The organism is Micromonospora sp. SH-82, assembly GCF_051132485.1.
Taxonomy (GTDB): Bacteria; Actinomycetota; Actinomycetes; order Mycobacteriales; family Micromonosporaceae; genus Micromonospora.
Map to the genome: position 1 here is coordinate 2330107 of NZ_CP148049.1, position 23052 is coordinate 2353158.

At 72.5% G+C, this 23052-nt stretch carries 23 protein-coding genes; 18 read left to right on the plus strand and 5 right to left on the minus strand.

Features of this window, described 5'->3' with window-relative positions; translation table 11 throughout:
* The first annotated feature begins 227 nt into the window (after window positions 1-227).
* The 18 genes from WHN02_RS10810 to WHN02_RS10895 all read left to right on the plus strand — a co-directional run bounded on the left by WHN02_RS10810 (window position 228) and on the right by WHN02_RS10895 (window position 16786).
* Window positions 228-1517 carry an ammonium transporter gene (locus tag WHN02_RS10810; protein ID WP_434743207.1) on the plus strand — a complete coding sequence of 430 codons (1290 nt, stop codon included), beginning with the start codon at window positions 228-230 and terminating at the stop codon, window positions 1515-1517.
* A 25-nt stretch (window positions 1518-1542) separates the two neighbouring features.
* The gene (locus WHN02_RS10815; protein WP_350899208.1) at window positions 1543-1881 is read left to right on the plus strand and encodes a P-II family nitrogen regulator; all 339 of its coding nucleotides are present in this window, start codon (window positions 1543-1545) and stop codon (window positions 1879-1881) included.
* Window positions 1882-1892: 11 nt separating this feature from the next.
* Window positions 1893-4205 (plus strand): [protein-PII] uridylyltransferase, encoded by a 2313-nt coding sequence (locus WHN02_RS10820; protein WP_434743208.1) that lies wholly within the window; start codon window positions 1893-1895, stop codon window positions 4203-4205.
* Between the two features lie 175 nt (window positions 4206-4380).
* Window positions 4381-5934: a signal recognition particle protein gene (ffh, locus tag WHN02_RS10825; RefSeq protein ID WP_434743209.1), complete on the plus strand. Its 1554-nt coding sequence runs from the start codon at window positions 4381-4383 to the stop codon at window positions 5932-5934.
* 95 nt (window positions 5935-6029) lie between these two features.
* Complete coding sequence (locus tag WHN02_RS10830) at window positions 6030-7112, plus strand: amidohydrolase family protein (protein WP_434743210.1); 1083 nt, start codon at window positions 6030-6032, stop codon at window positions 7110-7112.
* Window positions 7113-7341: 229 nt separating this feature from the next.
* Window positions 7342-8748 carry a proline--tRNA ligase gene (gene proS / locus WHN02_RS10835; RefSeq protein WP_434743211.1) on the plus strand — a complete coding sequence of 469 codons (1407 nt, stop codon included), beginning with the start codon at window positions 7342-7344 and terminating at the stop codon, window positions 8746-8748.
* Window positions 8749-8842: 94 nt separating this feature from the next.
* Window positions 8843-9490, plus strand: a complete 648-nt coding sequence (locus WHN02_RS10840) for a DUF402 domain-containing protein (RefSeq protein WP_434743212.1) — start codon at window positions 8843-8845, stop codon at window positions 9488-9490.
* Between the two features lie 237 nt (window positions 9491-9727).
* Window positions 9728-10198, plus strand: a complete 471-nt coding sequence (gene rpsP, locus WHN02_RS10845; protein WP_434743213.1) for a 30S ribosomal protein S16 — start codon at window positions 9728-9730, stop codon at window positions 10196-10198.
* Window positions 10173-10433, plus strand: coding sequence for an RNA-binding protein (locus tag WHN02_RS10850; protein ID WP_434743904.1), 261 nt, complete (start codon window positions 10173-10175; stop codon window positions 10431-10433). The genes rpsP and WHN02_RS10850 overlap by 26 nt, the downstream gene beginning before the upstream one ends.
* Window positions 10433-10996, plus strand: a complete 564-nt coding sequence (rimM, locus tag WHN02_RS10855; protein WP_434743214.1) for a ribosome maturation factor RimM — start codon at window positions 10433-10435, stop codon at window positions 10994-10996. Before WHN02_RS10850 ends, rimM begins: the two co-directional genes overlap by 1 nt.
* A gap of 21 nt (window positions 10997-11017) precedes the next feature.
* Window positions 11018-11818 carry a tRNA (guanosine(37)-N1)-methyltransferase TrmD gene (gene trmD / locus WHN02_RS10860; protein ID WP_434743215.1) on the plus strand — a complete coding sequence of 267 codons (801 nt, stop codon included), beginning with the start codon at window positions 11018-11020 and terminating at the stop codon, window positions 11816-11818.
* Between the two features lie 173 nt (window positions 11819-11991).
* Window positions 11992-12348: a 50S ribosomal protein L19 gene (gene rplS / locus WHN02_RS10865; protein WP_434743216.1), complete on the plus strand. Its 357-nt coding sequence runs from the start codon at window positions 11992-11994 to the stop codon at window positions 12346-12348.
* 178 nt (window positions 12349-12526) lie between these two features.
* Complete coding sequence (lepB, locus tag WHN02_RS10870; RefSeq protein WP_434743217.1) at window positions 12527-13414, plus strand: signal peptidase I; 888 nt, start codon at window positions 12527-12529, stop codon at window positions 13412-13414.
* Entirely contained in the window at window positions 13411-14052 is a 642-nt protein-coding gene (gene lepB, locus WHN02_RS10875; protein WP_350896852.1) for a signal peptidase I, read from the plus strand. Before lepB (WHN02_RS10870) ends, lepB (WHN02_RS10875) begins: the two co-directional genes overlap by 4 nt.
* Before the next feature lie 103 nt (window positions 14053-14155).
* Window positions 14156-14716, plus strand: a complete 561-nt coding sequence (locus WHN02_RS10880; RefSeq protein WP_434743218.1) for an NUDIX hydrolase — start codon at window positions 14156-14158, stop codon at window positions 14714-14716.
* The gene (locus WHN02_RS10885; protein ID WP_434743219.1) at window positions 14710-15522 is read left to right on the plus strand and encodes a ribonuclease HII; all 813 of its coding nucleotides are present in this window, start codon (window positions 14710-14712) and stop codon (window positions 15520-15522) included. The genes WHN02_RS10880 and WHN02_RS10885 overlap by 7 nt, the downstream gene beginning before the upstream one ends.
* The gene (locus tag WHN02_RS10890; RefSeq protein ID WP_350896849.1) at window positions 15519-15842 is read left to right on the plus strand and encodes a DUF2469 domain-containing protein; all 324 of its coding nucleotides are present in this window, start codon (window positions 15519-15521) and stop codon (window positions 15840-15842) included. Before WHN02_RS10885 ends, WHN02_RS10890 begins: the two co-directional genes overlap by 4 nt.
* A 302-nt stretch (window positions 15843-16144) precedes the next feature.
* The gene (locus tag WHN02_RS10895; RefSeq protein ID WP_434743220.1) at window positions 16145-16786 is read left to right on the plus strand and encodes a M23 family metallopeptidase; all 642 of its coding nucleotides are present in this window, start codon (window positions 16145-16147) and stop codon (window positions 16784-16786) included.
* A gap of 158 nt (window positions 16787-16944) precedes the next feature.
* On the opposite strand, the gene WHN02_RS10900 is transcribed toward WHN02_RS10895, so the two are convergent.
* The 5 genes from WHN02_RS10900 to WHN02_RS10920 all read right to left on the minus strand — a co-directional run bounded on the left by WHN02_RS10900 (window position 16945) and on the right by WHN02_RS10920 (window position 22365).
* Window positions 16945-18126: an aminotransferase class V-fold PLP-dependent enzyme gene (locus tag WHN02_RS10900; protein WP_434743221.1), complete on the minus strand. Its 1182-nt coding sequence runs from the start codon at window positions 18124-18126 to the stop codon at window positions 16945-16947.
* A gap of 163 nt (window positions 18127-18289) precedes the next feature.
* Window positions 18290-19228: a tyrosine recombinase XerC gene (locus tag WHN02_RS10905; protein WP_434743905.1), complete on the minus strand. Its 939-nt coding sequence runs from the start codon at window positions 19226-19228 to the stop codon at window positions 18290-18292.
* Between the two features lie 15 nt (window positions 19229-19243).
* A complete protein-coding gene (locus tag WHN02_RS10910) occupies window positions 19244-20560 on the minus strand; it encodes a DNA-processing protein DprA (protein ID WP_434743906.1) in 1317 nt (438 codons plus the stop codon).
* Window positions 20470-21990 carry a YifB family Mg chelatase-like AAA ATPase gene (locus WHN02_RS10915; RefSeq protein WP_434743222.1) on the minus strand — a complete coding sequence of 507 codons (1521 nt, stop codon included), beginning with the start codon at window positions 21988-21990 and terminating at the stop codon, window positions 20470-20472. The genes WHN02_RS10910 and WHN02_RS10915 overlap by 91 nt, the downstream gene beginning before the upstream one ends.
* Window positions 21991-22005: 15 nt before the next feature.
* Window positions 22006-22365 carry a YraN family protein gene (locus tag WHN02_RS10920; RefSeq protein ID WP_434743223.1) on the minus strand — a complete coding sequence of 120 codons (360 nt, stop codon included), beginning with the start codon at window positions 22363-22365 and terminating at the stop codon, window positions 22006-22008.
* Window positions 22366-23052: the final 687 nt, after the last annotated feature.

The following is a 23052-nucleotide window of genomic DNA, read 5'->3' on the forward strand; positions in this document are numbered from 1 at the left end:
CGCCGACGAGACGGCGTTCTTCACACGCTGGAAACAAGTCGTCACGGTTCGGAAATCGACCGGGGATGTTCCGTGAAACAGCAGACGGACAGAGTTCCGGCCAACCGGCGACGGGCGATGCTGCGCGATGCCGGGAGGGAGGGAAACTACCGAGAGGAGGCAGCGTGCCCGAGCTAGATTCTGGTGCCACCGCCTGGATTTTGACTTCCGCCGCGCTGGTGTTGCTCATGACCCCCGGCCTGGCGCTGTTCTACGGCGGCATGACGCGTTCCACGTCGGTGCTCAACATGATGATGATGAGCTTCGGCGCGATCGGCGTGGTCAGCCTGTTGTGGGTGTTCTACGGCTACAGCATCGCCTTCAGTGGCGACATCGGCGGGATCACCGGTGATCTCAAGGCCGCCGGTCTGCGGGGCATGCTGGAGAGCGGCACCGAGGGCGGCATTCCCGACCTGCTGTTCGCCGGCTTCCAACTGATGTTCGCCGTGATCACCGTCGCGCTGATCAGCGGCGCGATCGCCGACCGGGCCAAGTTCGGCCCGTGGCTGCTCTTCGCCGGCCTCTGGGCCACCCTGGTCTACTTCCCGGTCGCGCACTGGGTCTGGGGCGGTGGCTGGATCGGCGAGCTGGGCGTGCTCGACTTCGCCGGTGGAACCGCCGTGCACATCAACGCCGGTGCTGCCGCACTCGCCCTGGCGCTGGTGCTCGGCCGCCGCGTCGGCTGGCCGAAGGACAAGTTCAAGCCGCACAACCTGCCGATGGTGCTGCTCGGTGCCGCGCTGCTCTGGTTCGGCTGGTTCGGATTCAACGCCGGTTCGGCCGGTGCGGCCGACGGTGCCGCCGCCGTCTCGCTGATCAACACCCAGGTGGCGACCGCCGCCGCAGTGCTCGGCTGGATCGTCGTCGAGTGGTTCCGCGACGGCAAGCCGACCACCCTCGGTGCCGCCTCCGGTGCCATCGCCGGCCTGGTCGGTATCACCCCGGCCTGTGCCTTCCTGGAGCCGCTGGGTGCGATCGCGCTCGGCCTGATCGCCGGTGCGGTCTGCGCGCTCTGCGTGGGACTCAAGTACAAGTTCAAGTACGACGACTCGCTCGACGTGGTCGCCGTGCACATGGTCGGCGGCGTCATCGGTTCGCTGCTCATCGGTTTCCTGGCCGTCGAGGTGCTGGCCGGTGAGGGTAACGCCGGACTGCTCTACGGCGGTGGCATCACCCTGCTGGGTCTGCAGGCCCTCGGTGTGGTCGCCGTGATGGCCTACTCGTTCGTGGTCGCGTACGTCATCGGCCTCGTGATCGAGAAGACCATCGGGTTCCGGGTCAGCCCCGAGGCCGAGGTCGAGGGCATCGACAACGCCGAGCACGCCGAGAGCGCGTACGAGTTCGGCACCACCGGTGGTGGCGGTGCGTTCGCCGCCGCGGGCATCACCCCTTCGGCCGCGCCGAAGTCGAAGCCCACGACCGAACCGACCGAGTCGACCGAACCGACCGAGCCGGTGAGCGAGAAGGTCGGCGGTTAACGTTCCTGGGATGGAGGGCTTGGACATGAAGCTGGTGACCGCGGTCATCAAGCCGTACCAACTGGACGCGGTGAAGGAGGCGCTGCACGCTCTGGGCGTGGCCGGTCTCACCGTCAGCGAGGTCCAGGGCTACGGCCGGCAGAAGGGGCACACCGAGGTCTACCGGGGTGCCGAGTACACGGTCGAGTTCCTGCCCAAGATCCGGGTGGAGGTGCTGACCGACGAGATCGACGTCGACAAGATCGTTGACGCCATCGTCGCGGCCGCCCGGACCGGCAAGATCGGCGACGGCAAGGTCTGGGTCACCGGGGTCGAGGAGGTCGTCCGGGTGCGTACCGGCGAACGCGGCCTCGACGCCCTGTAGGGAGCACGCGAATGGCCTCGTTGATCAGGAAGGAACCCTCCGGCGGCCCCGATGCCACGGAGACCGATTTCCTGATCAACGAGGCCGTCGGCGTACCCGGGGGAGTCGGGGCCCGACCCCGGGCGGCGCGGGCGGCGGCGTACGACAGGTGGCTCGCCGGGCTGCTGCCGCGACGCTCCGGGGTCGCCCTGGTCGCCGTCGGCGGGCTGGGGCGGAGGCAACTCGCCCCCTACGGCGACCTCGACCTGGTGTTGCTGCACTCCGGGGTGCCGGCGGTGGACGAGCTGGCAGCGTCGCTGTGGTACCCGATCTGGGACGCCGGGGTGCGCCTGGACCACTCGGTGCGGACCGTCTCCGAGGCCCTCTCGGTGGCCCAGGACGACGTCAAGGTCGCCCTCGCCCTGCTCGACGCCCGGTACGTCGCCGGTGACCGGGACCTGGTCGACTCCCTGGCCCGGACCGCCCTCGACCACTGGCGACGGACCGCCCTCCGCCACCTGCCCGCCCTGCGGGAGATCACCGAGACCCGCTGGCAGGCCCACGGTGAACTGGCGTTCCTCCTCGAAGGCGACCTCAAGGAGGCCGCCGGTGGACTACGGGACGTCGGCCTGCTGCGGGCCATCGCCGTCGCCGGGGTCACCGACGCGCTCCGCCCGGCGGTGCACGCCGCGCACAGCCGACTGCTCGACACCCGCGACGCCCTGCACCACCAGGTCGGTCGACGGGTCGACAGGCTGCTCGCCCAGGAGCGCGACGGCGTCGCCGCCCTCCTCGGACTGCGTCACCCCCCCACTGCGCCCTCGGCGACCGTCGGGCACGACGGCGACGCGGTGCTCCGGCGGGTCGCCGGGGACGCCAGGACCGTCGGCCATGCCCTCGACGACGCCTGGCGGGCCGCCGACCGGCTCCGCTCCGGCCGTCGGCGCGGGGGATTCGGTCGCCCGGTGCGCCGCCCGGTCGCCCGCGACGTGGTCGAGCACGACGGCGAACTGGTCCTCGCCCGGACCGCGATCGGCGCCCGCCCCGACCCGAGCCTGTCGCTGCGGGTGGCCGCCGCCGCGGCGACCACCCGTCTGCCGATCGCGCGGGCCACCTGCGAGTGGCTCGCCGCGTACTGCCCTCCGCTGCCCACCCCGTGGCCAGCCGAGGCCCGGTCCGCGCTGCTCACCCTCCTCGGCGCCGGTCCCGGCCTGGTCTCCGCCTGGGAGAGCTGCGACCGGTACGGGTTGGTCGACCGTTGGTTGCCCGAGTGGACCCGGCTGCGCAGCCTGCCCCAGCACAACCCGGTCCACCGGTTCACCCTGGACCGGCACCTGGTCCAGTCGGCGTACGAGGCCAGTCGGCACACCCGTGAGGTGGACCGCCCCGACCTGTTGCTGCTCGGGGCGTTCCTGCACGACGTCGGCAAGGGGCTGACCGGTGACCACAGTGTGGTGGGAGCTCCGCTCGCCGAGCGGATCGCCGCCCGGATGGGGCTGCCCCCTGCCGAGTCGGCGCTGATCGGGACCCTGGTCCGGCTGCACCTGCTGCTGCCGGACGTGGCGACCCGGCGGGACCTCTCCGACCCGTTGACCATCGCCGGGGTGGCCGAGCGGGTCGGCGACGTCACCACCCTGGAGTTGCTGTACGCGTTGGTCCGCGCCGACGCCGCCGCCACCGGACCGGCCGCCTGGTCGCACTGGAAGGGACGGCTGGTCGGCGAACTGGTCGCCCGGGTCCGTACCGCCCTGGCCACGGGTGCGCTCCCCGCGCCCCCGGACCCGGATCCGGCGCTGGTGGCGGGGCCGTTGCCGGTGGTCCACCTCGGCGAGGACCGGGTGTCGGTGGCTGCGGCGCACCGGCGGGGGCTGCTCGCGACGGTGGCCGGTTGCCTGGCCCTGCACCGACTGGAGGTGCTCGCCGCTGACGTCTCCACCGTCGACGGCCGGGCGCTGGTCGAGTTCCGGGTCCAACCCCGCTACGGGCTCGCCCCGGACCCGATCGCGCTCGGTGCCGACCTGCGTCGGGCCGTCGCCGGCGACGTGTCGGTGATCCAGCGGCTGCGTGGCCGGGCCCTGGCCGCCCGGGGTTCGGGAGGCGAGCCCCGGGTGGTGTGGCATCGGGAGGCGGCCACCGACGCGGTGCTGCTGGAACTGCGGGCCGCCGACGCCGCCGGTCTGCTCTACCGGGTGACCTCCGCGCTGGACGAGGCCGGAGCCCAGGTCCGGGCGGCCCGGATCTCCACCCTCGGTGCCGACGTGGTGGACGTGTTCTACCTGGTCGGTGCCGGACCCGACGAGGCCGAGCGGGACCGGTTGGCCGCAGCGGTGCTGGCCGCCGTGTGACCGCCCGCGCTGCCGGCCGTCCGGGTGACGCCGACCGTCGGGGTGGTCGTCCGACCCGCCGGGCGTCCGATGGTCCGGGCGGGCCGGGGCGCGAGTACGGACGGCGGGCTACCCTAACGGTGGTTGGACTGCCAGCCGATGTGCCCGCCGGAACACTGACAAACGGGATGTTCGTGTGTTTGACACCTTGAGTGACCGCCTGTCCGGGATCTTCACCAAGCTCCGGAGCAAGGGCCGGCTCACCGACGCCGACATCGACGCCACCGCGCGCGAGATCCGGATGGCGCTGCTGGAGGCCGACGTCGCCCTGCCGGTGGTCAAGGGGTTCATCGCGCGGGTCAAGGAGCGGGCGCGCGGCGTGGAGGTCTCCCAGGCCCTCAACCCCGCCCAGCAGATCGTCAAGATCGTCAACGAGGAGCTGGTGGCGGTCCTCGGCGGGGAGAGCCGTCGGCTCCAGTTCGCCAAGCAGCCACCCACGGTGATCATGCTGGCCGGTCTCCAGGGTTCCGGTAAGACCACCCTCGCCGGCAAGCTGGCCCGGTGGCTCAAGGGCCAGGGGCACCAGCCGCTGCTGGTCGCCGCCGACCTCCAGCGACCCAACGCCGTCGGGCAGCTGCAGGTGCTCGGTGCCCGCGCCGGTGTCGAGGTGTACGCCCCGGAGCCCGGCAACGGCACCGGCGACCCCGTCCAGGTGGCCCGTGCCTCCATCGAGCACGCCCGTCGGGCCGCCCGGGACATCGTCATCGTCGACACCGCCGGTCGGCTGGGTATCGACGCCGAGATGATGCAGCAGGCAGCGGACATCCGGGACGCCGTCAGCCCCGACGAGGTCATCTTCGTCATCGACGCGATGGTCGGCCAGGACGCGGTGCGTACCGCCGAGGCGTTCCGCGACGGTGTGGGCATCACCGGTGTGGTTCTGTCGAAGTTGGACGGTGACGCCCGTGGTGGTGCGGCGCTGTCGGTCCGGGAGGTCACCGGGCAGCCCATCCTCTTCGCCTCCACCGGCGAGAAGCCGGAGGACTTCGACGTCTTCCACCCCGACCGGATGGCCAGCCGGATCCTCGGCATGGGCGACGTCCTCACTCTGATCGAGCAGGCCGAGGCGGCCTTCGACACCGATCAGAAGGAGAAGATGACCGCCAAGCTGATGGGCGGGGAACAGTTCACCCTGGACGACTTCCTCGATCAGCTCATCGCGGTCCGACGGATGGGGCCGATCGCCAACGTACTGGCCATGATGCCCGGCATGGGGCAGATGAAGGACCAGCTCGCCGAGGTCGACGACAAGCACTTCGACCGGGTGACCGCGATCATCAGGTCGATGACCCCGGCCGAGCGGAGCAACCCCAAAATCATCAACGGTTCCCGGCGGGCCCGGATCGCGGGCGGTTCCGGGGTCACCGTGATGGACGTCAACCAGCTGCTCAACCGCTTCGCCGACGCGCAGAAGATGATGAAGCAGATGGGCGGCATGATGGGCCTGCCCGGCGGTGGGCGGCGCAAGGCCACCAAGTCACCGAAGAACAAGCGCAAGGGCACCAAGGGCGGCAACCGGCCGCGCGCCGGGGCGCAGGGCGGGCTGCCCGGCGGGTTCCCGGGCGGCATGCCGCAGCTTCCGCCGGGGATGAACCCGAACGACCTGACCGGCCAGGGGCTGCCGCCCGGGTTCAAGCTTCCGAAGATCGACTTCAACAAGCTGGGCAAGGGAGACAAGGGCCCGCGTTGACGCGTGTCGGTGACGGAGGGCGACCTGCCCGCGTTGACGGCTCGACGGGCCGGGCTCCTGGGGCGCGACGGACAGTGATCGGGTAGACCTGGCACATGGCTCTGCATGTGCGTGGTGTGCTTCTCCCCGACGACGAGGTACGGGACGTCTGGCTGGTCGGCGACCGGGTCACCTTCGAACCGCAACCCGGCGCGGAGACCGTCGTGGACCGGGGGTTCGTCCTCCCCGGGCTGGTCGACGCCCACTGCCACATCGGCATCGCCCGGGGCGGTAGACCGGTCGCCTCCCTCGACCACGCCCGGGCGTTGGCCCGTGTCGACCGGGACGCCGGGGTCCTCGCGATCCGCGACGCCGGGTCGCCGTTGCCGTACCCGGAGCTTGAGGACGAGCCGGACCTGCCCCGGCTGGCCCGCGCCGGACGGCACGTCGCGCCGCCCCGGCGGTACCTGCGGGACATCGGGGTGGAGGTGGCGGCGGCCGACGTCGCCGCGACGGTCGCCGAGCAGGCGCGGGCGGGCAACGGGTGGGTCAAGCTGGTCGGCGACTGGATCGACAGGGGGGAGGGGGACCTCGCCCCGGCCTGGGACGCCGCCACCATGACCGCCGCCGTCGAGGCAGCCCACGCCGCCGGGGTACGCGCTGCGGTGCACACCTTCTCCGAGACGGCCGTCGACATCATGGTGCGGGCCGGGGTGGACTCGGTCGAGCACGGCACCGGGCTGAGCCTGGACCTGATCGACGAGATGGCCCGACGGGGCACCGCCCTGATCCCCACGATGATCAACATTCGGACCTTCGGCGGGATCGCCGACCAGGCTCGCCCCAAGTTCCCCAGGTACGCCGACCACATGGTCGGTCTGCGGGACCGGTTCCCCGAGGTGGTCCGGGCCGCGTACGAGGCGGGGGTGCCGATCTACGTCGGGACCGACGCCGGGGGTGGGATCGACCACGGCCTGGCCGCCGAGGAGATGCTCCTGCTGCACGAGCAGGCCGGAATGTCCCCGGTGGACGTGCTGGCCGCCGCCTCCTGGCGGGCCCGGGAGTGGCTCGGGTTCCCCGGCCTCGTCGAGGGTGGCCTGGCCGACCTGGTGGTCTACCCCGAGGACCCCCGCCACGACCTCCGGGTCGTCCGCGCCCCCTCCCACCTCATCCTGCGCGGCCACCCCCTCCCCACCTGACCCCCCACCCCACCCCACCCCCTCCCCACCTGACCCCCCACCCCCACCCCCTCCCTCCCACCCCCTCCCTCCCTCCTTCCAGTCGCGTGATCAAGGGATTTGTGTCAGCCTTCGGCCCCCTGGTGACGCAAACCCCTTGATCAACGCGCCCCAGGGGGATGGGGGCTTGGGGGTGGGGGCAGGGTGGGGGATGGGGAGGGGCCGGGGGTGGGGAATAGGATGTGTGGTCATGGCGCGCGTGCTCACTCCCCGTGCGGAGGACTTTCCCCGCTGGTACCAGGATCTGATCGCCAAGGCGAAGCTGGCCGACAACGGCCCGGTCCGCGGGACGATGGTGATCCGACCGGCCGGTTATGCCATCTGGGAACGGATGCAGGCCGAGATGGACGCCCGGATCAAGGCGGCCGGGGCGGAGAACGCGTACTTCCCGCTCTTCATCCCGGAGAGCTACCTCAAGCGGGAGGCCCAGCACGTCGAGGGCTTCTCCCCGGAGCTGGCGGTGGTCACCCACGGTGGCGGCAAGCAGCTCGCCGAGCCGGTGGTGGTCCGCCCCACCAGCGAGACGGTGATCGGCGAGTTCATGGCCAAGTGGGTCGACTCCTACCGGGACCTGCCGCTGCTGCTCAACCAGTGGGCCAACGTCGTCCGGTGGGAGCTGCGTCCGCGCGTCTTCCTGCGTACCAGCGAGTTCCTCTGGCAGGAGGGGCACACCGCCCACGCCACCCGTGACGACGCCCGCGCCTACGCCCGCAGGATCCTGCACGAGGCGTACGAGGACCTGATGGTCAACGTGCTGGGCATCCCGGTGGTGGTGGGCCTCAAGACCGCCCGGGAGCGGTTCGCCGGGGCCACCGCCACGTACACCTGCGAAGGCATGATGGGCGACGGCAAGGCGCTCCAGCTGGGCACCAGCCACGAGCTGGGGCAGAACTTCGCCAAGGCGTTCGACATCACCTACTCCTCCGCCGAGGGCGGACGGGAGCACGCCTGGACCACCTCCTGGGGCACCTCGACCCGGATGCTCGGTGGGCTGATCATGGCCCACGGCGACGACAACGGGCTGCGGGTGCCGCCGAGGCTGGCGCCGATCCAGGCGTACGTGATGGTCGTCAAGGACGGCGAGGGGGTCGGCGAGGCGGCGACCGGGCTCCGCGACGCGCTGCGTGACGCCGGTGTCCGGGTCGCGCTCGACGACCGGACCGACACCGCGTTCGGCCGCCGGGCCGTCGACGCCGAGCTGCGCGGCTATCCGGTACGCGTCGAGGTCGGCCCCCGTGACCTGGCCGCCGGCAAGGCGGTGGTGGTCCGGCGTACCGACGGGTCGAAGGCACCGACCCCGGTCGCCGACGTCGTCGGTGCGGTCCTCGCCGCGCTCGACGCCGACCAGCAGGCCCTCCACGACCAGGCGCTCGCCTTCCGGCGGGAGCGCACCGTGGAGGTCGCCACGCTCGCCGAGGCGATCGACGCGGCGGCCACCGGGTGGGCCCGGGTGCCGTGGTCGGCGGTCGGCGTGTCGGGCGAGGCGGAGGCGAACGGCCAGGGCGTGACCGTCCGGTGCCTGGTCCGGGCCGACGGGTCGGTCCCGGACTCCGAGGACGAGCCCGACCTGGTCGCCATCCTCGCCCGCGCCTACTGAGGTACGCCGAAGGGTCCCACGCGGTGGGGCCCTTCGGGTGGGGTCCGCTCCCGCCCGGGGGCGGTGACGGGGCCGACACTCGCCGGAGGGGTTGATGAGCTTCGAGCCGGGGCGCCTGATCCTGCACCGCAACGTGCGACGCGGCCGGATCGGCTGGGTACGCACCGGCCGGGTGGTCAGCGACGACGAGCGGGGGCTGCTGATCCACGTGGCCCGCGACTCACCGGTGGCCAGCGAGGTCACCGAGGCCGGGCTCGGGATGCGGGCGGTCCCGTTCACCGAGTGGATCACCTCGTCGTACCGGCTGGCGCAGGCCACCTGGCAGGGTCCGTCGCTGCTGAAGTTCCTCCCCACCGGTGCCGCCCACTCGGTGTGGTGGTTCCGGGACGACGAGGACCGGTTCACCAACTGGTACGTGAACCTGGAGGAACCGGGCGTCCGGTGGGACGACGGGACCCTCGCCGGGGTCGACGTGACCGACCAGGACCTCGACGTGATCGTCAGGCCGGACCGCCGGTGGTCGTGGAAGGACGAGGACGAGTTCACCGAGCGGCTCGCCTTTCCCGAGCACTACTGGGTCGCCGACGAGCGGGCGGTCCGCGCCGAGGGCGAGCGGGTGATCGCCCTCGCCGAGGCGGGGGAGTTCCCGTTCGACGGGACCTGGTGCGACTTCCGGACACCCCCGGACTGGGACACGCCGGACCGACTGCCATCCGGATGGGACCGCCCACCGGCCCGCTGAGTGTGTTCCTCGTCACCCCGACCGCTGTCGGGGGAGCCGGTGCGGGTCCGGTGTGAGCGTTCGGCTCCGGATCTGGCAGAATGGGGCGCTGGTATCCGGCGAGTGTCCGGCGCCCTCTAACCCGGGCACCTCGCCAGTCCACCGAGCAGTCTCCGGCCCATCCCCACTGTGCCGGTCGGCTCTCACCCGTGCACCGCCCTTCGGGCTGGTGAGAATCGCAACAGGAGCGAAACAACTGTGGCCGTAAAGATCCGGCTCCTGCGGATGGGCAAGATCCGCAACCCGCAGTACCGCATCGTCGTCGCCGACTCGCGCACCAAGCGCGACGGCCGGGCGATCGAGTTCGTCGGGATCTACCAGCCGAAGGAAGACCCTTCGGTGATCGAGGTCAAGTCGGAGCGGGTCCAGTACTGGCTGTCCGTCGGCGCCCAGCCGAGCGAGGCTGTGCAGCGCCTGCTGGAGCTGACCGGTGACTGGCAGAAGTTCAAGGGCCTGCCGGCGCCGCCGCCCCTCAAGGTCGCCGCCGAGCGGACCGACCGCAAGGCCGCCTACGAGGCCGAGGCGAAGGCCGCCGCCGGTCTGGCCGACGCGCCGGCCAAGCCGGCCAAGAAGGCCGCCAAGACCGAGGCCCCGAAGGCCGACGAGTCGAAGGCCGAGGCCCCGAAGGCCGAGGAGCCGGCCGCTGCGGACTCCGGTGAGCAGGCCTGACGTGGCGCTGCGTCCGGCGCTCGAACACCTGGTCAAGGGCATCGTCGACCACCCCGATGACGTTCGCGTCCGGATGGTCGACTCCCGTCGGGGCAAGCGGCTCGAAGTCCGCGTGCACCCGGAGGACCTGGGCACTGTGATCGGCCGTTCCGGTCGCACCGCCAAGGCCCTCCGTCAGGTGGTCGGCTCCATCGGTGGGCGCGGCGTCCGGGTCGACATCGTCGACTCGTACTGATGCAGCTCACCGTCGGCCGGATCGGCAAGCCGCACGGCATCCGCGGTGAGGTCACCGTGGAGGTGCGTACCGACGAGCCCGAGGCTCGCTTCGCCCCCGGCTCGGTGCTGGTCACCGAGCCGGGGGCGGCGGCCGGGCGGGCCGCGCCGCCCACCCCGCCCACCCCGGGCGCCTACCGGGTGCCCGACCGGCTGACAGTGGTCGCGGCGCGGTGGCACCAGAGCCGACTGCTCGTCACCTTCGAGGGTGTCCACGACCGCAACGTCGCCGAAGCGCTCCGCGACACCCTGCTGGTGGTGGAGAGCGTCGACATCGACCCACCGACGGACCCGGACGAGTTCCACGACCACCAACTCGTCGGCCTCGTCGCCGTCACCCCGGACGGGGAACGGCTCGGCGAGGTCCGCCGCGTCGACCACGCTCCCGCCTCCGACCTGCTCGTGCTGCGTCGTCCCGACGGGCGCGACGCGTACATCCCCTTCGTCCGGGCGATCGTGCCGGAGGTGGACCTCGCCGGCAGTCGCGTGGTGGTCGACCCACCGACCGGTCTGCTCGATCTCTGACCGAGCTGGAGTCTCCCCCTCATGCGTGTCGACGTCGTGTCGATCTTTCCGGAGTACTTCGCCCCGCTGGACCTGTCCCTGATCGGCAAGGCCCGGGCCGGCGGGCTGCTCCGGCTGGCCGTACACGATCTGCGGACCTGGACCCACGACGTGCACCGCACCGTCGACGACACCCCCTACGGCGGCGGACCCGGGATGGTGATGCGTCCGGAGCCGTGGGGGGAGGCCCTGGACGCCCTCGCCCCCGACGAGTTGACCCCGGACGGGCTGACCCTGCCCCGGCTGGTGGTCCCCACCCCGTCCGGCGCACCGTTCACCCAGGCGATGGCACAGGAGCTGGCAGGAGAGTCGCACCTGCTCTTCGCCTGCGGCCGGTACGAGGGCATCGACCAGCGGGTCCTCGACCACGCCGCGACCCGGATGCGGGTCACCGAGGTCTCCCTCGGCGACTACGTCCTGTTCGGTGGCGAGGTGGCGGTACTGGTGGTCCTGGAGGCGGTCGTCCGCCTGCTGCCCGGCGTACTCGGCAACGCCGACTCGCTGGACGAGGAGTCACACGCCCACGGCCTGCTGGAGGGGCCGGTCTACACCAAGCCGCAGACGTGGCGCGGGCAGGAGGTGCCGGAGGTGCTCCGCTCCGGCGACCACGGCCGGATCGCCCGCTGGCGACGTGACGAGGCGTTGGTACGCACCGGGAACCGCCGCCCGGACCTGGTCGCCGCACTGTCCCCGGAGTCGCTGGACCGGCACGACCGGGCCGCCCTGGAGCGGGTCGGTGCCGAGCCGACGGTTCCCGACCCGACCGCGACGGGCCGGGACTGATTTCGTCTGCCGAGGCCGGGTGTGGCAGAGTAGAGCGGTTGCCGCAACCGACCGCGCCGCGGGAGGTTGCGAGGATCCTCGACCGGTGCCGACCCGATCGTCACCACCCGGGGATCAGAATCGCCCATCCGCGCGCCGACTGACGGTGCGCCGTGAGCCTCACGAGGTTTGTGATGAACATCCTGGACGCCCTTGACGCCCAGTCCAAGCGGACCGACCTCCCCGAGTTCCGGGCCGGTGACACCGTCAAGGTGCACGCCCGGGTCGTCGAGGGAAACCGGTCCCGTGTCCAGATCTTTCAGGGCGTGGTCATCCGCCGTCAGGGTGACGGTCTGCGCGAGACCTTCTCGGTCCGCAAGGTGAGCTTCGGCGTCGGCGTCGAGCGGACCTACCCGGTCAACAGCCCGGCCATCGACCGGATCGAGGTCGTGACCCGGGGTGCCGTCCGGCGGGCCAAGCTCTACTACCTGCGCGAGCTGCGGGGCAAGAAGGCCAAGATCAAGGAGCGTCGCGAGAAGCTCCCGAGCTGACCCCTCGCTCGGCGTCCCCCGCCTGACCTGCCCGTGTGTCGCACCGACGAGGGCGCACTACCCTGTTCGGTACGGGCGCAGGTGGGCAGCGACGGCACGACAGATGTCCACTACCGCCCGTGGGGCCTCCAGGGAGGCTCCCGGGCGGTAGTGACGTTTCTGCGGACCGGGGAGTTGCGTGGTGCGGACGGTTGACGACGACGGCACAGTCGACCCGTGGCAACGCCGGTCCCGACGCCGTACGCCGAGGCAGATGCCGCTGTGGCAGGAACTGCCACTGCTGCTGATCGTGGCCTTCTGCCTGGCCGTGCTGATCCGTACGTTCCTGCTGCAGGCGTTCTTCATCCCCTCGGGGTCGATGGAGAACACCCTCCTGGTCGGGGACCGGGTCCTGGTCAACAAGGTCGTCTACGACGTACGGGACCCGGTGCGCGGTGAGGTGGTGGTGTTCCGGGGCACCGAGCAGTGGGTGCCCCAGGTGGACCTCGGCCCCGACCCCGGCCTGGCCGGCCGGGCCGCGCAGACCGTCGGCGACCTGGTCGGGGTGGGCCGCCCCGGCGAGAAGGACTTCATCAAACGGGTGGTCGGGGTGCCCGGGGACCGGGTGGCCTGCTGTGACGAGCAGGGTCGGGTCACCGTCAACGAGGTTCCCCTCGACGAGACGTACGTCTTCCAGGACTCCCCTCTGGACCTCCCGCCGAACCCGACCGAGTGCCGGTCCCGGCGCTTCGACGAGATCGTGGTGCCGCCCGGTCAGATCTTCGTGATGGGTGACCACCGGCTCGTCTCGCAGGACGGCCGCTGCCAGGGTCCCGTACCCATCGACAACGTGGTGGGGCGGGCGTTCATGGTCGTCTGGCCGTCGTCGCGCTGGTCCCCACTGCCGGTGCCGGAGACCTACGAGTCGGTGCCGGCGGCCGCCACCGTCTCCGACGACGGGCCGTTGCCGGTACGGCCGACTCCTGGTGGGGGAGTCGCACTGCTCGTCCCGATTGCCACCGTGGTATCCGTTCTAGCGCGTTACGGAAGGTCGACACATGCCCGGCGACGTAGGCTCCTGTCGTGATTGACGAGCAGACCGACAAGCCCCGTAGTTCGTTCTGGAAGGAACTGCCCATCCTCCTGGGGGTGGCCGTCCTGGTCGCGGTACTGGTCCGCGCCTTCGTACTGCAGACCTTCTTCATCCCCTCCCCGTCCATGGAGAACACGCTCAAGATCGATGACCGGGTGCTTGTCAACAAGCTGGTCTACAACTTCCGGACCCCGGAGCGGGGCGAGGTGATCGTGTTCAAGGCGCCCACCGAGTGGAGCGGCAACCCCGACGGTGAGGACTTCATCAAGCGGGTGATCGCCGTCGGCGGCGACAACCTGGTCTGCTGCGACACCGAGGACCGGCTCATCATCAACGGTCTGCCGCTGGACGAGCCGTACATCTACGAGGCCAACGGGCGGCGGGACCGCGTGGCCGACCAGGAGTTCGACGTCACCGTGCCGCCCGGGCGGATCTGGGTGATGGGTGACCACCGGGAGGCCTCCGGCGACTCCCTGGAGCACTACCAGCAGTCCGGCCAGAACATCGAGTCGGCCACCATCAGCGAGGACGCGGTGGTCGGTCGGGCGTTCACGGTCTTCTGGCCGGTGAACCGGGCCACCTGGCTCACCGTTCCGCAGGGCTACCACGACGTACCCGATCCGGCGTCGTGACCTTGCCTCGTCGGCGCGGTGGTCCGGTCGACGGCCCGCACCGAGGGCCGTCGCGGCCCGGGTGGGCATGGGCGCGACGGGCGTCGTCTGGCAGGCTGGGACGGTGACCGTCTTCACCCCTCGCCGGGCCGGCCGGGTGCTGCTCGTCGACGCCACCGGCCGGGTGTTGCTCTTCACCGGTTTCGATCCGGCCCGCCCCGGCCACCGGTACTGGTTCACCCCCGGGGGTGGGCTCGACCCGGGGGAGACCCCCGCCGACGGGGCGGCCCGGGAACTGGCCGAGGAGACCGGACTGCGGATGACCCCGGGCGAGTTGGGCGAACCGGTCTGGAGCGAGACCGTCGAGTTCCCCTTCGACGGGGTCTGGTACCGGCAGGAACAGCACTTCTTCCTGGTCCGGGTCTCCACCTGGGAGGTCGACACCGCAGGGTTCGGCGCGATCGAACGAGCCACCGTCACCGGTCACCGGTGGTGGCCGGTGACGGAGCTGAGCACCTGCGGTGAGCTCTGCTACCCGCAGGAACTGCCGACCCTGTTGACCCGGCTGCTGGCCGGGACCGATCCGTCCGCCGGTCCGGCCGGGTCCGATTCCTGCGTCGGTCCGGCCGGGACCGATCCGTCCGCCGGTCCGGCGGGGACCCCCGGGGCGGGTGCCCGATGCTGACGCCGCCGCGCACCGTGGTCCGCCGGGAGGGCGGACTGTACGCGCTGGAACGGGCCTTGCAGCGCCGGGGCTTCCGGTACGTCGCCGGAGCCGACGAGGCCGGTCGGGGGGCCTGCGCCGGGCCGCTGGTGGCCGCCGCCGCCGTGCTGCCCGAGGGGCGTCGGGGCGAGATCGACGGGTTGGCCGACTCCAAGCTGCTCACCCCCACCGCCCGGGAACGGGTCCACGACGAGGTGGTGGCCAAGGCCCTGGCGTACGCGGTGGTGATCGTCCCCGCCGAGGAGGTCGACGCCCGGGGTCTGCACGTGTGCAACCTGGCCGCCATGCGTCGGGCGCTCGCCTCGCTGACCGTCCGCCCCGAGTACGTGCTCAGCGACGGGTTCGGCGTCGACGGGCTGGACGTGCCGGGGCTGGCCGTCTGGAAGGGCGACCGGGTCGCCGCCTGTGTGGCCGCGGCGAGCGTGCTGGCCAAGGTGACCCGGGACCGGCTCATGGTCGAGTTGGACGGCACCTACCCCGGTTACGGCTTCGCCGAGCACAAGGGCTACATCACCGCCGATCACTCGACGGCGCTGCGGGAACTCGGCCCGTGTCGGGAACACCGATTCTCGTACGTCAACGTCGCCACCGTCTCCGGGCGGGCCGGTCGACCGCCCCGATCACGCCGTCCCGGGCGGGAAAGGTCGTACGAGCCGATGGAGCGTACGGGGGCCTCAGCAGGTACCGTCGGCGTGGCGTCGGGCGAGCAACCTCGACCTCCCGCGCCGGTGGGGGAAGATGTCGTCATGGAAGGCGGAGTGCGATGAGCGCGGAAGATCTCGAGAAGTACGAGACCGAGATGGAGCTGCAGCTCTACCGGGAGTACCGCGACATTGTCCGCCAGTTCTCGTACGTGGTGGAGACCGAGCGCCGCTTCTACCTGGCCAACCAGGTCGACCTGCACGTGCGCAACTCCGACGGTGAGGTCTACTTCGAGGTCGAGATGCACGACGCCTGGGTCTGGGACATGTACCGTCCGGCCCGGTTCGTGAAGAACGTCCGGGTGATGACGTTCAAGGACGTCAACGTCGAAGAGCTGGAGAAGCCCGACATCTCCCTGCCGACCGACACCGGCTTCGGTAACTGACCCGACCACCCCGCCAGCCCTTTCCCGCGTACCGCCGCGCGGGGGAGGGTGCCGTCCGGCCCGGTTCCCTCAGCCCGGTCGTCCGGCTCCGCCGCCCGCCTGCGTCCCGACCCTCCACCGTGTACCCGCCCTCGTCGGCTGCTCGTCCGTGTCCCGGGCGCCTGCGCGGTGCCGCCCGGCCTGCGGTAGGGCCATAGCAGATCGTCGCCGTCGGTGGGGCGTCGTCCACAGTCGGTGCCCTGTCCACAGCCGACGACGGACGGGGCTGCGCCGCTGCGGTTCACCCCGGCACCCTCGCCGACATGTTCATCGTGACGGCGACTGCCCTGTTGCTCTGCGTACCCGCGCCGATCCCGCTCGATCCCGCCCCACCGGACCGCCCCACCACCGTCGAGCCGGTTCGGTCGGCCGCCCTGTTCCCGTCGGCCGCCCTGTTTTCGGCGGGTGCGTCGGTGCCGTCGATGCCGGCGGTCCGGTCGGTGGGGTCTTCCGTTCGGGTCGGGTCGGTACAGCCGGACGGGGTGGTCCCGGGCGGATTCCGCTGGCCCCTGCCCGGCACGCCCGAACTCCGGCGTCGATTCACCCCTCCGCCCGAGCCCTGGCTGCCGGGACACCGAGGGGTGGACCTGGCGGCGGGAGCGGGCAGCACGGTCCACGCGGCCGGCCCCGGGGTGGTGCTCTTCGCCGGGGCGGTCGCCGGTCGGCCGGTCGTCACTGTGGGGCACGCCGACGGGCTGCGGACGACCTACGAGCCCGTCCAACCGGTCGTCGACGTCGGGCAGCAGCTCAACGCCGGCAGCGGCCTCGGTGTCCTGCTCCCCGGACACCCTGGCTGCTCGGCACCGGCCTGCCTGCACTGGGGGCTGCGCCGAGGGCAGGAGTACCTCGATCCGCTCTCGCTGCTCGGGCTCGGCCCCGTCCGCCTGCTCCCGCTCCCCGGCTGAACCGAGTCCGGTCGAGTCCGTAGGGCGACATGGGACGGCCGCGCCGGCGCCCCGTCTGAACCGACTCCCGGTCGATTTCGCAGGGCCGCAGCGGGCGGCCGTGCCGGCTCCCGTCGGAAGGAAGGACCTTCCGACGGTGGGGGTGGTCGTGGGCCGGATCAGCGGTGGTCGAGCAGTGCGGGCAGCCGGAGGGCGAGACGTTCGTACTCGTCGGGGGTGTTGTAGACCTGGCCACAGAGGCGAAGCCACCCCCGGCCGTGCCACGACGCCACCGAGACCTCGGCGGCGAGTCGGTCGGCGATCCGCTGCCGCAGGGACCGGGCCGCGTCGAAGGTGGTGGCGACCCCGGGCGGCAGCGGCACCAGCCGCATCGCCACCGCCGGATCACCGGGGTCGGGCAGCGCCGCCGGCCCCACCCCCAGTGCCTCACCGACGACCCGTTGCCCGTACGCGGCCAGTGCGGCGTTGTGTCGGCGTACCCGGTCCAGGCCGAGGCTGCGGAGGGTGAACAGTCCCACCGGGGCGGCCAGCCACGGGGTGTAGTCCACTGTGGCCTGCCACTCCAGTCGGGCCGGGAAGCCCGACTCCTGCTCCCAGGAGACCACCGGTGGTTCGATCCGGTCCCGCCACGGCTCGGCCACCACCAGCAGTGCGGTTCCTCTCGGGGCGTACCCCCACTTGTGCAGGTTGCCGACCCAGAAGTCGGCGGCGACGTCGCGGACCGACACCGGCAGCATTCCCGGCACGTGGGCGGCGTCCACCAGCACCGGAATCCCGTGCGCGCGGGCCGCCGAGACGACGGCCGCGACCGGCATCAGCCGGGCGGTGGCGGACGTGATCTGGTCGAGGACGACCAGGCGGGTCCGGCCGGGACGCAGACCGGCCCGGACGATCCGGACGACGTCCTGGTCGGAAGCGGTCAGCGGCACCGGCAGGACCCGGGACGTCGCCCCGGTCCGGCGGCACTCCCGGGCGACGGCGAGGGTGACTGCCCCGTACCCGTGGTCGGTGCTGATCACCTCGTCTCCGGGGCCGAGGCCGAGGGACTGCAACACCACACCGACGCCGGTCGTCGCGTTGGACACCAACGCCGCACCCTGCGGGTCCGCGTCCAGGAACGTCGCGATGTGGCGACGGGCGTGGGCGATCCGGTCGGTCAACCCCTGGCTGTAGAAGCGCAGCGGGTTGGCCTCCATCTCGTCGCGCAGCCGGTGCTGGGCGCGTTGCACAGGGATCGGTACCGCACCGAACGACCCGTGGTTGAGGTGACTGACCGCCGGGTCGAGGGAGAAGAGCAGTCGGGCACCGGCGATCGGCTCGGGCGGTGGCGACGGGCTCACCTCGTGATCGTAGCCCGGCGCGGCCTCCCGGCCCGGTCTTCGCTCCGACCACCGCCCGGGCCCCTGCCGGATCCACTGGCGGGTGCGAGATCTTCTGGCGGGTGCGGGTGCGGGTGCGGGTGCGGGTGTGTGGGGGTGGGGTGCTCCCGGTGCCGCCCGGGGCTCAGGCCCGGGGGTGGGCCTGCCGGTACGCCGACCGCAGCCGTTCCACCGACACGTGTGTGTAGATCTGGGTGCTGGACAGGGCGGAGTGGCCGAGTAGCTCCTGCACCGAGCGCAGGTCCGCGCCGCCTTCCAACAGGTGGGTGGCGGCCGAGTGCCGCAGGCTGTGCGGGCTGGTGCCGGTCAGCCCGACGGCGCGGGCGTAGGCGGCCACGACCTGTCGGGCGGTCGTCGGGTTCAACCGGCCGCCACGCGCCCCGAGCAGCAGGGCGTCCCCGCTCGTCGGGCCGGCCAGCGCCGGTCGGCCGGCCCGGAGCCAGCCGTCGAGCGCCAGTTGGGCGGGCCGGCCGTACGGCACCGCCCGTTCCCGCCCGCCCTTGCCCAGCACCCGAAGCAGTCGTCGCCCCTGGTCGACGTCGGCGACGTCCACCCCGCACGCCTCGCTGACCCGAACTCCGGTGGCGTAGAGCAGTTCCAGCAGCAGACGGTCCCGCAGCGACACCGGCTGGTCGTCGTCGACGGGCACCTGGACCAACTGCTCGGCCTGGTCGGCCCGCAGGACCGTGGGTAGTTCCCGGTGGGCCCGCGGGGTGGCGAGCGCGGCGGCCACGTCGGTGGTGAGCAGCCCGGTGCGGTGCGCCCACGTGCTGAAGACCCGGGCCGAGGCGGCCCGCCGGGCCAGGGTGGAGCGCGCCGCCCCGGCGGTCCGCTGTCGGGCCAACCAGCTCCGCAGCACCGCGAGGTCCAGCCCGGCCGGGGTGGTACGCCCCATCCGGGCGGCGTGGTCGAGGAGCGAGACCAGGTCGGTGACGTACGCCCGTACCGTGTGCTCGGAGCGGCCGAGCACCTGCCCGAGGTGACCGGCGAAGTCGTCCACCGAGGCACGCAGGGCCACCGGCAGCGCCTCGTGCCTGGCCCGGGTGCCCCGGGGGTCAACCACCACGAACGGATCATGTCACCGCCGACCGGTGGCCGCATCCGCCCCGCCGGAACCCGGGCCGGACCGACCGGCGGTGTCGGAGGCGACCACCAGCCGGTACCCGCCGTCGTGGCGACCGACCAGGCCGAGCTGTTCCAACAGGGACAGCTTGCGCAGGGCGGTACGGAGGTCCACCCCGGCGCCGGCGGCGAGCGCCTCCACCCCGGCCACTCCCCGGCGGGGCATCGACTCCAGGATCATCGCCGCCTCGTCGTCGAGGTCGTCCCGGGGACGCTCCGGCCCCCGGGCCGGCGGGGCGAGGTCGGCGCCGATCCGGCCCACCTCCTCCAGCACGTGCGGCACCCCGGTCACCAGTCGGCTGCTCTCGGGATGGTCCCGCAGGATCTCGTGTGCCCCCACCGACATCGCCGACGTCACCGGGCCGGGCACCACCATCGCCGGGCGTCGCAACCCGATCGCCCGGCGCAGGGTCTGGGTGGCACCGCTGCGGGCCGACGCCTCGACCAGCACGGTGCCGAGGGTGGCGGCGGCGATCACCCGGTTGCGGATGAGGAACCGGGGCCGCAGCGGTGCCGAACCCGGCATCCACTCGCTGACCAGCAGTCCACTCTCGGCGATCCGGTCGAACAACGCCGTGTTGCCCACCGGATAGGGCCGGTCCACCCCGCAGGCGAGCACGGCGACCGTCACCCCACCGGCGGTCAACGCCCCCCGGTGGGCGGCGGCGTCGATCCCGAAGGCCCCGCCGGAGACGACCGTCCAGCCCCGTTCGGCCAGCCCGTAGCCGACGTCGGTGGCGACGTGCACCCCGTAGCCGGTGGCGGCCCGAGCCCCGACCACCGCCACCGACCGGTCCAGCACCTCGGTCAGGGACCAGGAGCCGCGCACCCAGAAGCAGAGCGGGGGAGCGGTCTCCCGGTCGACCCGGCGGCCGGGCGTGACCGGTCCGAGGTCGGTCAGCCCGTCGACCCGAGCGGGCCACTCCGGGTCGTGCGGGGTGACCAGCCGGGTGGCGAGCCGGTCGGCCCGGGCCAACGCCTCGGTGGCGATCGCCCGGGGGTCACCGGCCCCGAGCCGGGCGGCCACGGTGGCCCGCAGGGCGTCGTCGGGCGCACCGCCGTCGAGCAACAGCTCCAGGGTGGCGGCCGGACCCCACCGACCCACCAGGCCGTGGACCGACCGGGTGCCGGGCTCGGTGAGCCAGGTCAACGCCACCCGGGCCAGCAGGTCGTCGTCGCGGCTCACGACTCCTCCCCGGTCCGCAGGCCGGTGGCCTCCAGCACGTCGTCCCGGCCCGGGCGGTCCCGACCGTCCAGGTCGGCGATGGTCCAGGCCAGCCGGACGACCCGGTCGAAGCCTCGGGCGGAGAGGGAACCCCGGTCCAGCCGGGCCCGCAGCTCAGCGGTGTCAGGCAGGGGCAGCCGCCACGGTGGCCGGCGCAGCACCGGACCGGGGACCTCGGCGTTGAGGTTCAGCCCCAACGGTCTCCACCGGTGGGCGGCGGCGGCCCGGGCGGTGGTGACCCGGGCCGCCACCACGACGGACGACTCGCTCGTCGATTCGGTGGCCATCAGCTCGGCAGCCCGGACCGGCTGGACCGTCACCTGCACGTCGATCCGGTCGAGCAGCGGACCGGACAGTCGGCCCAGGTACCGCCGTCGGGCCAGCGGGGTGCACTCGCAGTGTGAATCGCCTGCGGGTTTCGCGCAGGGGCAGGGATTCGCGGCCAGCACCAACTGGACCCGGGCCGGGAACTCCGTACCGCCCCGGGAACGGGTGAGCCGGACCCGTCCGCTCTCCAACGGCTGTCGGAGCGCCTCCAGCGCGTTCTTGCCGAACTCGGCGGCCTCGTCCAGGAAGAGCACCCCCCGGTGGGCCAGCGAGAGCGCACCGGGCCGGGCCAGCCCGGAGCCGCCGCCGACCAGGGAGGCGACAGTGGCGGTGTGGTGCGGTGCCTGGAACGGTGGCCGGCGCAGCAGCCGTCCGTCCGCCGGGAGTCGTCCGGCTATCGAGTGCAGGGCGGTGACCTCCAGCGCGGCCCCGTCGTCCAGCTCGGGGAGGATCGACGGCAGTCGCTCGGCGAGCATCGTCTTCCCCGCTCCCGGTGGCCCGAGCAGCGCCAGGTGGTGGCCACCGGCGGCGGCCACCTCCACTGCCCGTCGGCCGAGGGACTGTCCGGCCACGTCGGCGAGGTCCGGCCCGTCCGGCGGTGGCGACGTCGGTGGGACGGGTGGTTCGAGCAGGGGCGTGCCGTCGCGGACGAATCCGACGAGTCGGTGCAGCGTGTCGACCGCCCGGACCCGTACGCCGGGGATCATCGCCGCCTCGGCGGCGTTCTCGGCGGGAACGACGACCCGGTCCAGACCGGCCCGCACGGCGGCGGTGACCATCGGCAGGACCCCCCGGACCGGCCGGACCGTCCCGTCGAGGCCCAGCTCACCGAGGAGCACCACCCGGTCCAGGGCGGTCAGGGCCAGCTCACCGGCCCCACCGAGCAACGCCGCAGCGATGGCCAGGTCGAACGCGGATCCGAACTTGGGCAGGTCGGCGGGGAGGAGGTTGATGGTGATCCGCCGGTTGGGCCACCGTTGGCCGGAGTTGACGACGGCGGCGCGGACCCGGTCGCGGGCCTCGTGCAACGCGGTGTCCGGCAGCCCGGAGACCACCACGGCCGGCAGCCCGGGAGCCAGGTCAGCCTCCACCTGCACCACGTGGCCGGTCACCCCGACCAGTCCGACGCAGTGCACCCGGGCGTAGCTCATCGCTGCCCGCCCATCTCAGAACGCACCCTTGAGGTGCTCGACCCGTGCCGGTCCGGCGGCGGCGAGCCGTACGGAGAGGACGTCGAACCGCAGCTCGGCGGCGCTGGTCCCGGTGGCGGCCAGCCACCGTACGGCCAGTCCCCGCAACCGGCGGGCCTTGGTCGGCACGATCGCCTCGGCGGGGACGCCGAACGCCTCGTTCCGACGCGTCTTCACCTCGCAGAAGGCGAGCACCTCGCCGTCCCACGCCACGATGTCGATCTCGCCCGCCGAGCACCTCCAGTTGCGGTCGACCGGCCGCAGGCCGGTCGCGATCAGGTGCCGCAGGGCACAACGTTCGCCGTACGCGCCGACGGCCTGGTTCCGCTTCGTCATGGGTGCAGGGTGCCGTCGAGGAGACGCCGTCGGGGGACCTCCTGTGGACGACGGCGTTCTGTGGACAACCGGACGATCATGCCCTTGTCGTGCTATGACGGGCTGGGCAGTCGAACCCGTCGGCCGACCGCCGGATCTCCCGCCGACCAGGGCGTACGGGGCGCGGCGCGCCGTACGAATGGCGCGGTGGAGCCTTCGTCACATACCGTGCCGGTCGTGGACGGACGACGGAGCTTTCCCGATGATCAGGACCCCCGCTGGTACTCCGGCGAACGGGGATACGGCGAGTCGGACTGGCCCGCAACGGACGAAGGGCGGTACCGGGCGGACGACCGCCGTGCCCCGGACCAGCGGACCGACCCGGGTCAGCGGCGGTACGAGGAGCTCGACGAGCCCTCGTCCGGACGGCACGCGACTGTGGGCCGGTACGCCCCGGGTGACCCGTTCGGCGGGGACGGTACCGAGTCCGGCGGTTACGCTCAGTCGCCGCCTCGACGGGGTGAGCAGTCCCCCGAGGTGACGGGGAGCGGTCGGGCCGCGGAATGGGACCAGTCCCGGTCGGCGCACACCTCGATGGAGATCGCGTTGCCGGTGGCCCGCCCGACGTCTGCCGCACCGGTCTCGTCGAACCCGTACGCCGCCGAGCCGCCCGCCCGCTACGACCCCGAGCCGCCCGTCAGGTCGCGT

What these genes read in the sequence shown, in the direction of transcription:
- WHN02_RS10810 (WP_434743207.1), top strand. Translation starts at nt 228, where the DNA reads ATGACCCCCGGCCTGGCGCTGTTCTACGGCGGCATGACGCGTTCCACG.
- WHN02_RS10815 (WP_350899208.1), top strand. Translation starts at nt 1,543, where the DNA reads ATGAAGCTGGTGACCGCGGTCATCAAGCCGTACCAACTGGACGCGGTG.
- WHN02_RS10820 (WP_434743208.1), top strand. Translation starts at nt 1,893, where the DNA reads ATGGCCTCGTTGATCAGGAAGGAACCCTCCGGCGGCCCCGATGCCACG.
- WHN02_RS10830 (WP_434743210.1), top strand. Translation starts at nt 6,030, where the DNA reads ATGGCTCTGCATGTGCGTGGTGTGCTTCTCCCCGACGACGAGGTACGG.
- proS (WP_434743211.1), top strand. Translation starts at nt 7,342, where the DNA reads ATGGCGCGCGTGCTCACTCCCCGTGCGGAGGACTTTCCCCGCTGGTAC.
- WHN02_RS10840 (WP_434743212.1), top strand. Translation starts at nt 8,843, where the DNA reads ATGAGCTTCGAGCCGGGGCGCCTGATCCTGCACCGCAACGTGCGACGC.
- rimM (WP_434743214.1), top strand. Translation starts at nt 10,433, where the DNA reads ATGCAGCTCACCGTCGGCCGGATCGGCAAGCCGCACGGCATCCGCGGT.
- trmD (WP_434743215.1), top strand. Translation starts at nt 11,018, where the DNA reads ATGCGTGTCGACGTCGTGTCGATCTTTCCGGAGTACTTCGCCCCGCTG.
- rplS (WP_434743216.1), top strand. Translation starts at nt 11,992, where the DNA reads ATGAACATCCTGGACGCCCTTGACGCCCAGTCCAAGCGGACCGACCTC.
- WHN02_RS10885 (WP_434743219.1), top strand. Translation starts at nt 14,710, where the DNA reads ATGCTGACGCCGCCGCGCACCGTGGTCCGCCGGGAGGGCGGACTGTAC.
- WHN02_RS10890 (WP_350896849.1), top strand. Translation starts at nt 15,519, where the DNA reads ATGAGCGCGGAAGATCTCGAGAAGTACGAGACCGAGATGGAGCTGCAG.
- WHN02_RS10895 (WP_434743220.1), top strand. Translation starts at nt 16,145, where the DNA reads ATGTTCATCGTGACGGCGACTGCCCTGTTGCTCTGCGTACCCGCGCCG.
- WHN02_RS10915 (WP_434743222.1), bottom strand. Translation starts at nt 21,990, where the DNA reads ATGAGCTACGCCCGGGTGCACTGCGTCGGACTGGTCGGGGTGACCGGC.
- WHN02_RS10920 (WP_434743223.1), bottom strand. Translation starts at nt 22,365, where the DNA reads ATGACGAAGCGGAACCAGGCCGTCGGCGCGTACGGCGAACGTTGTGCC.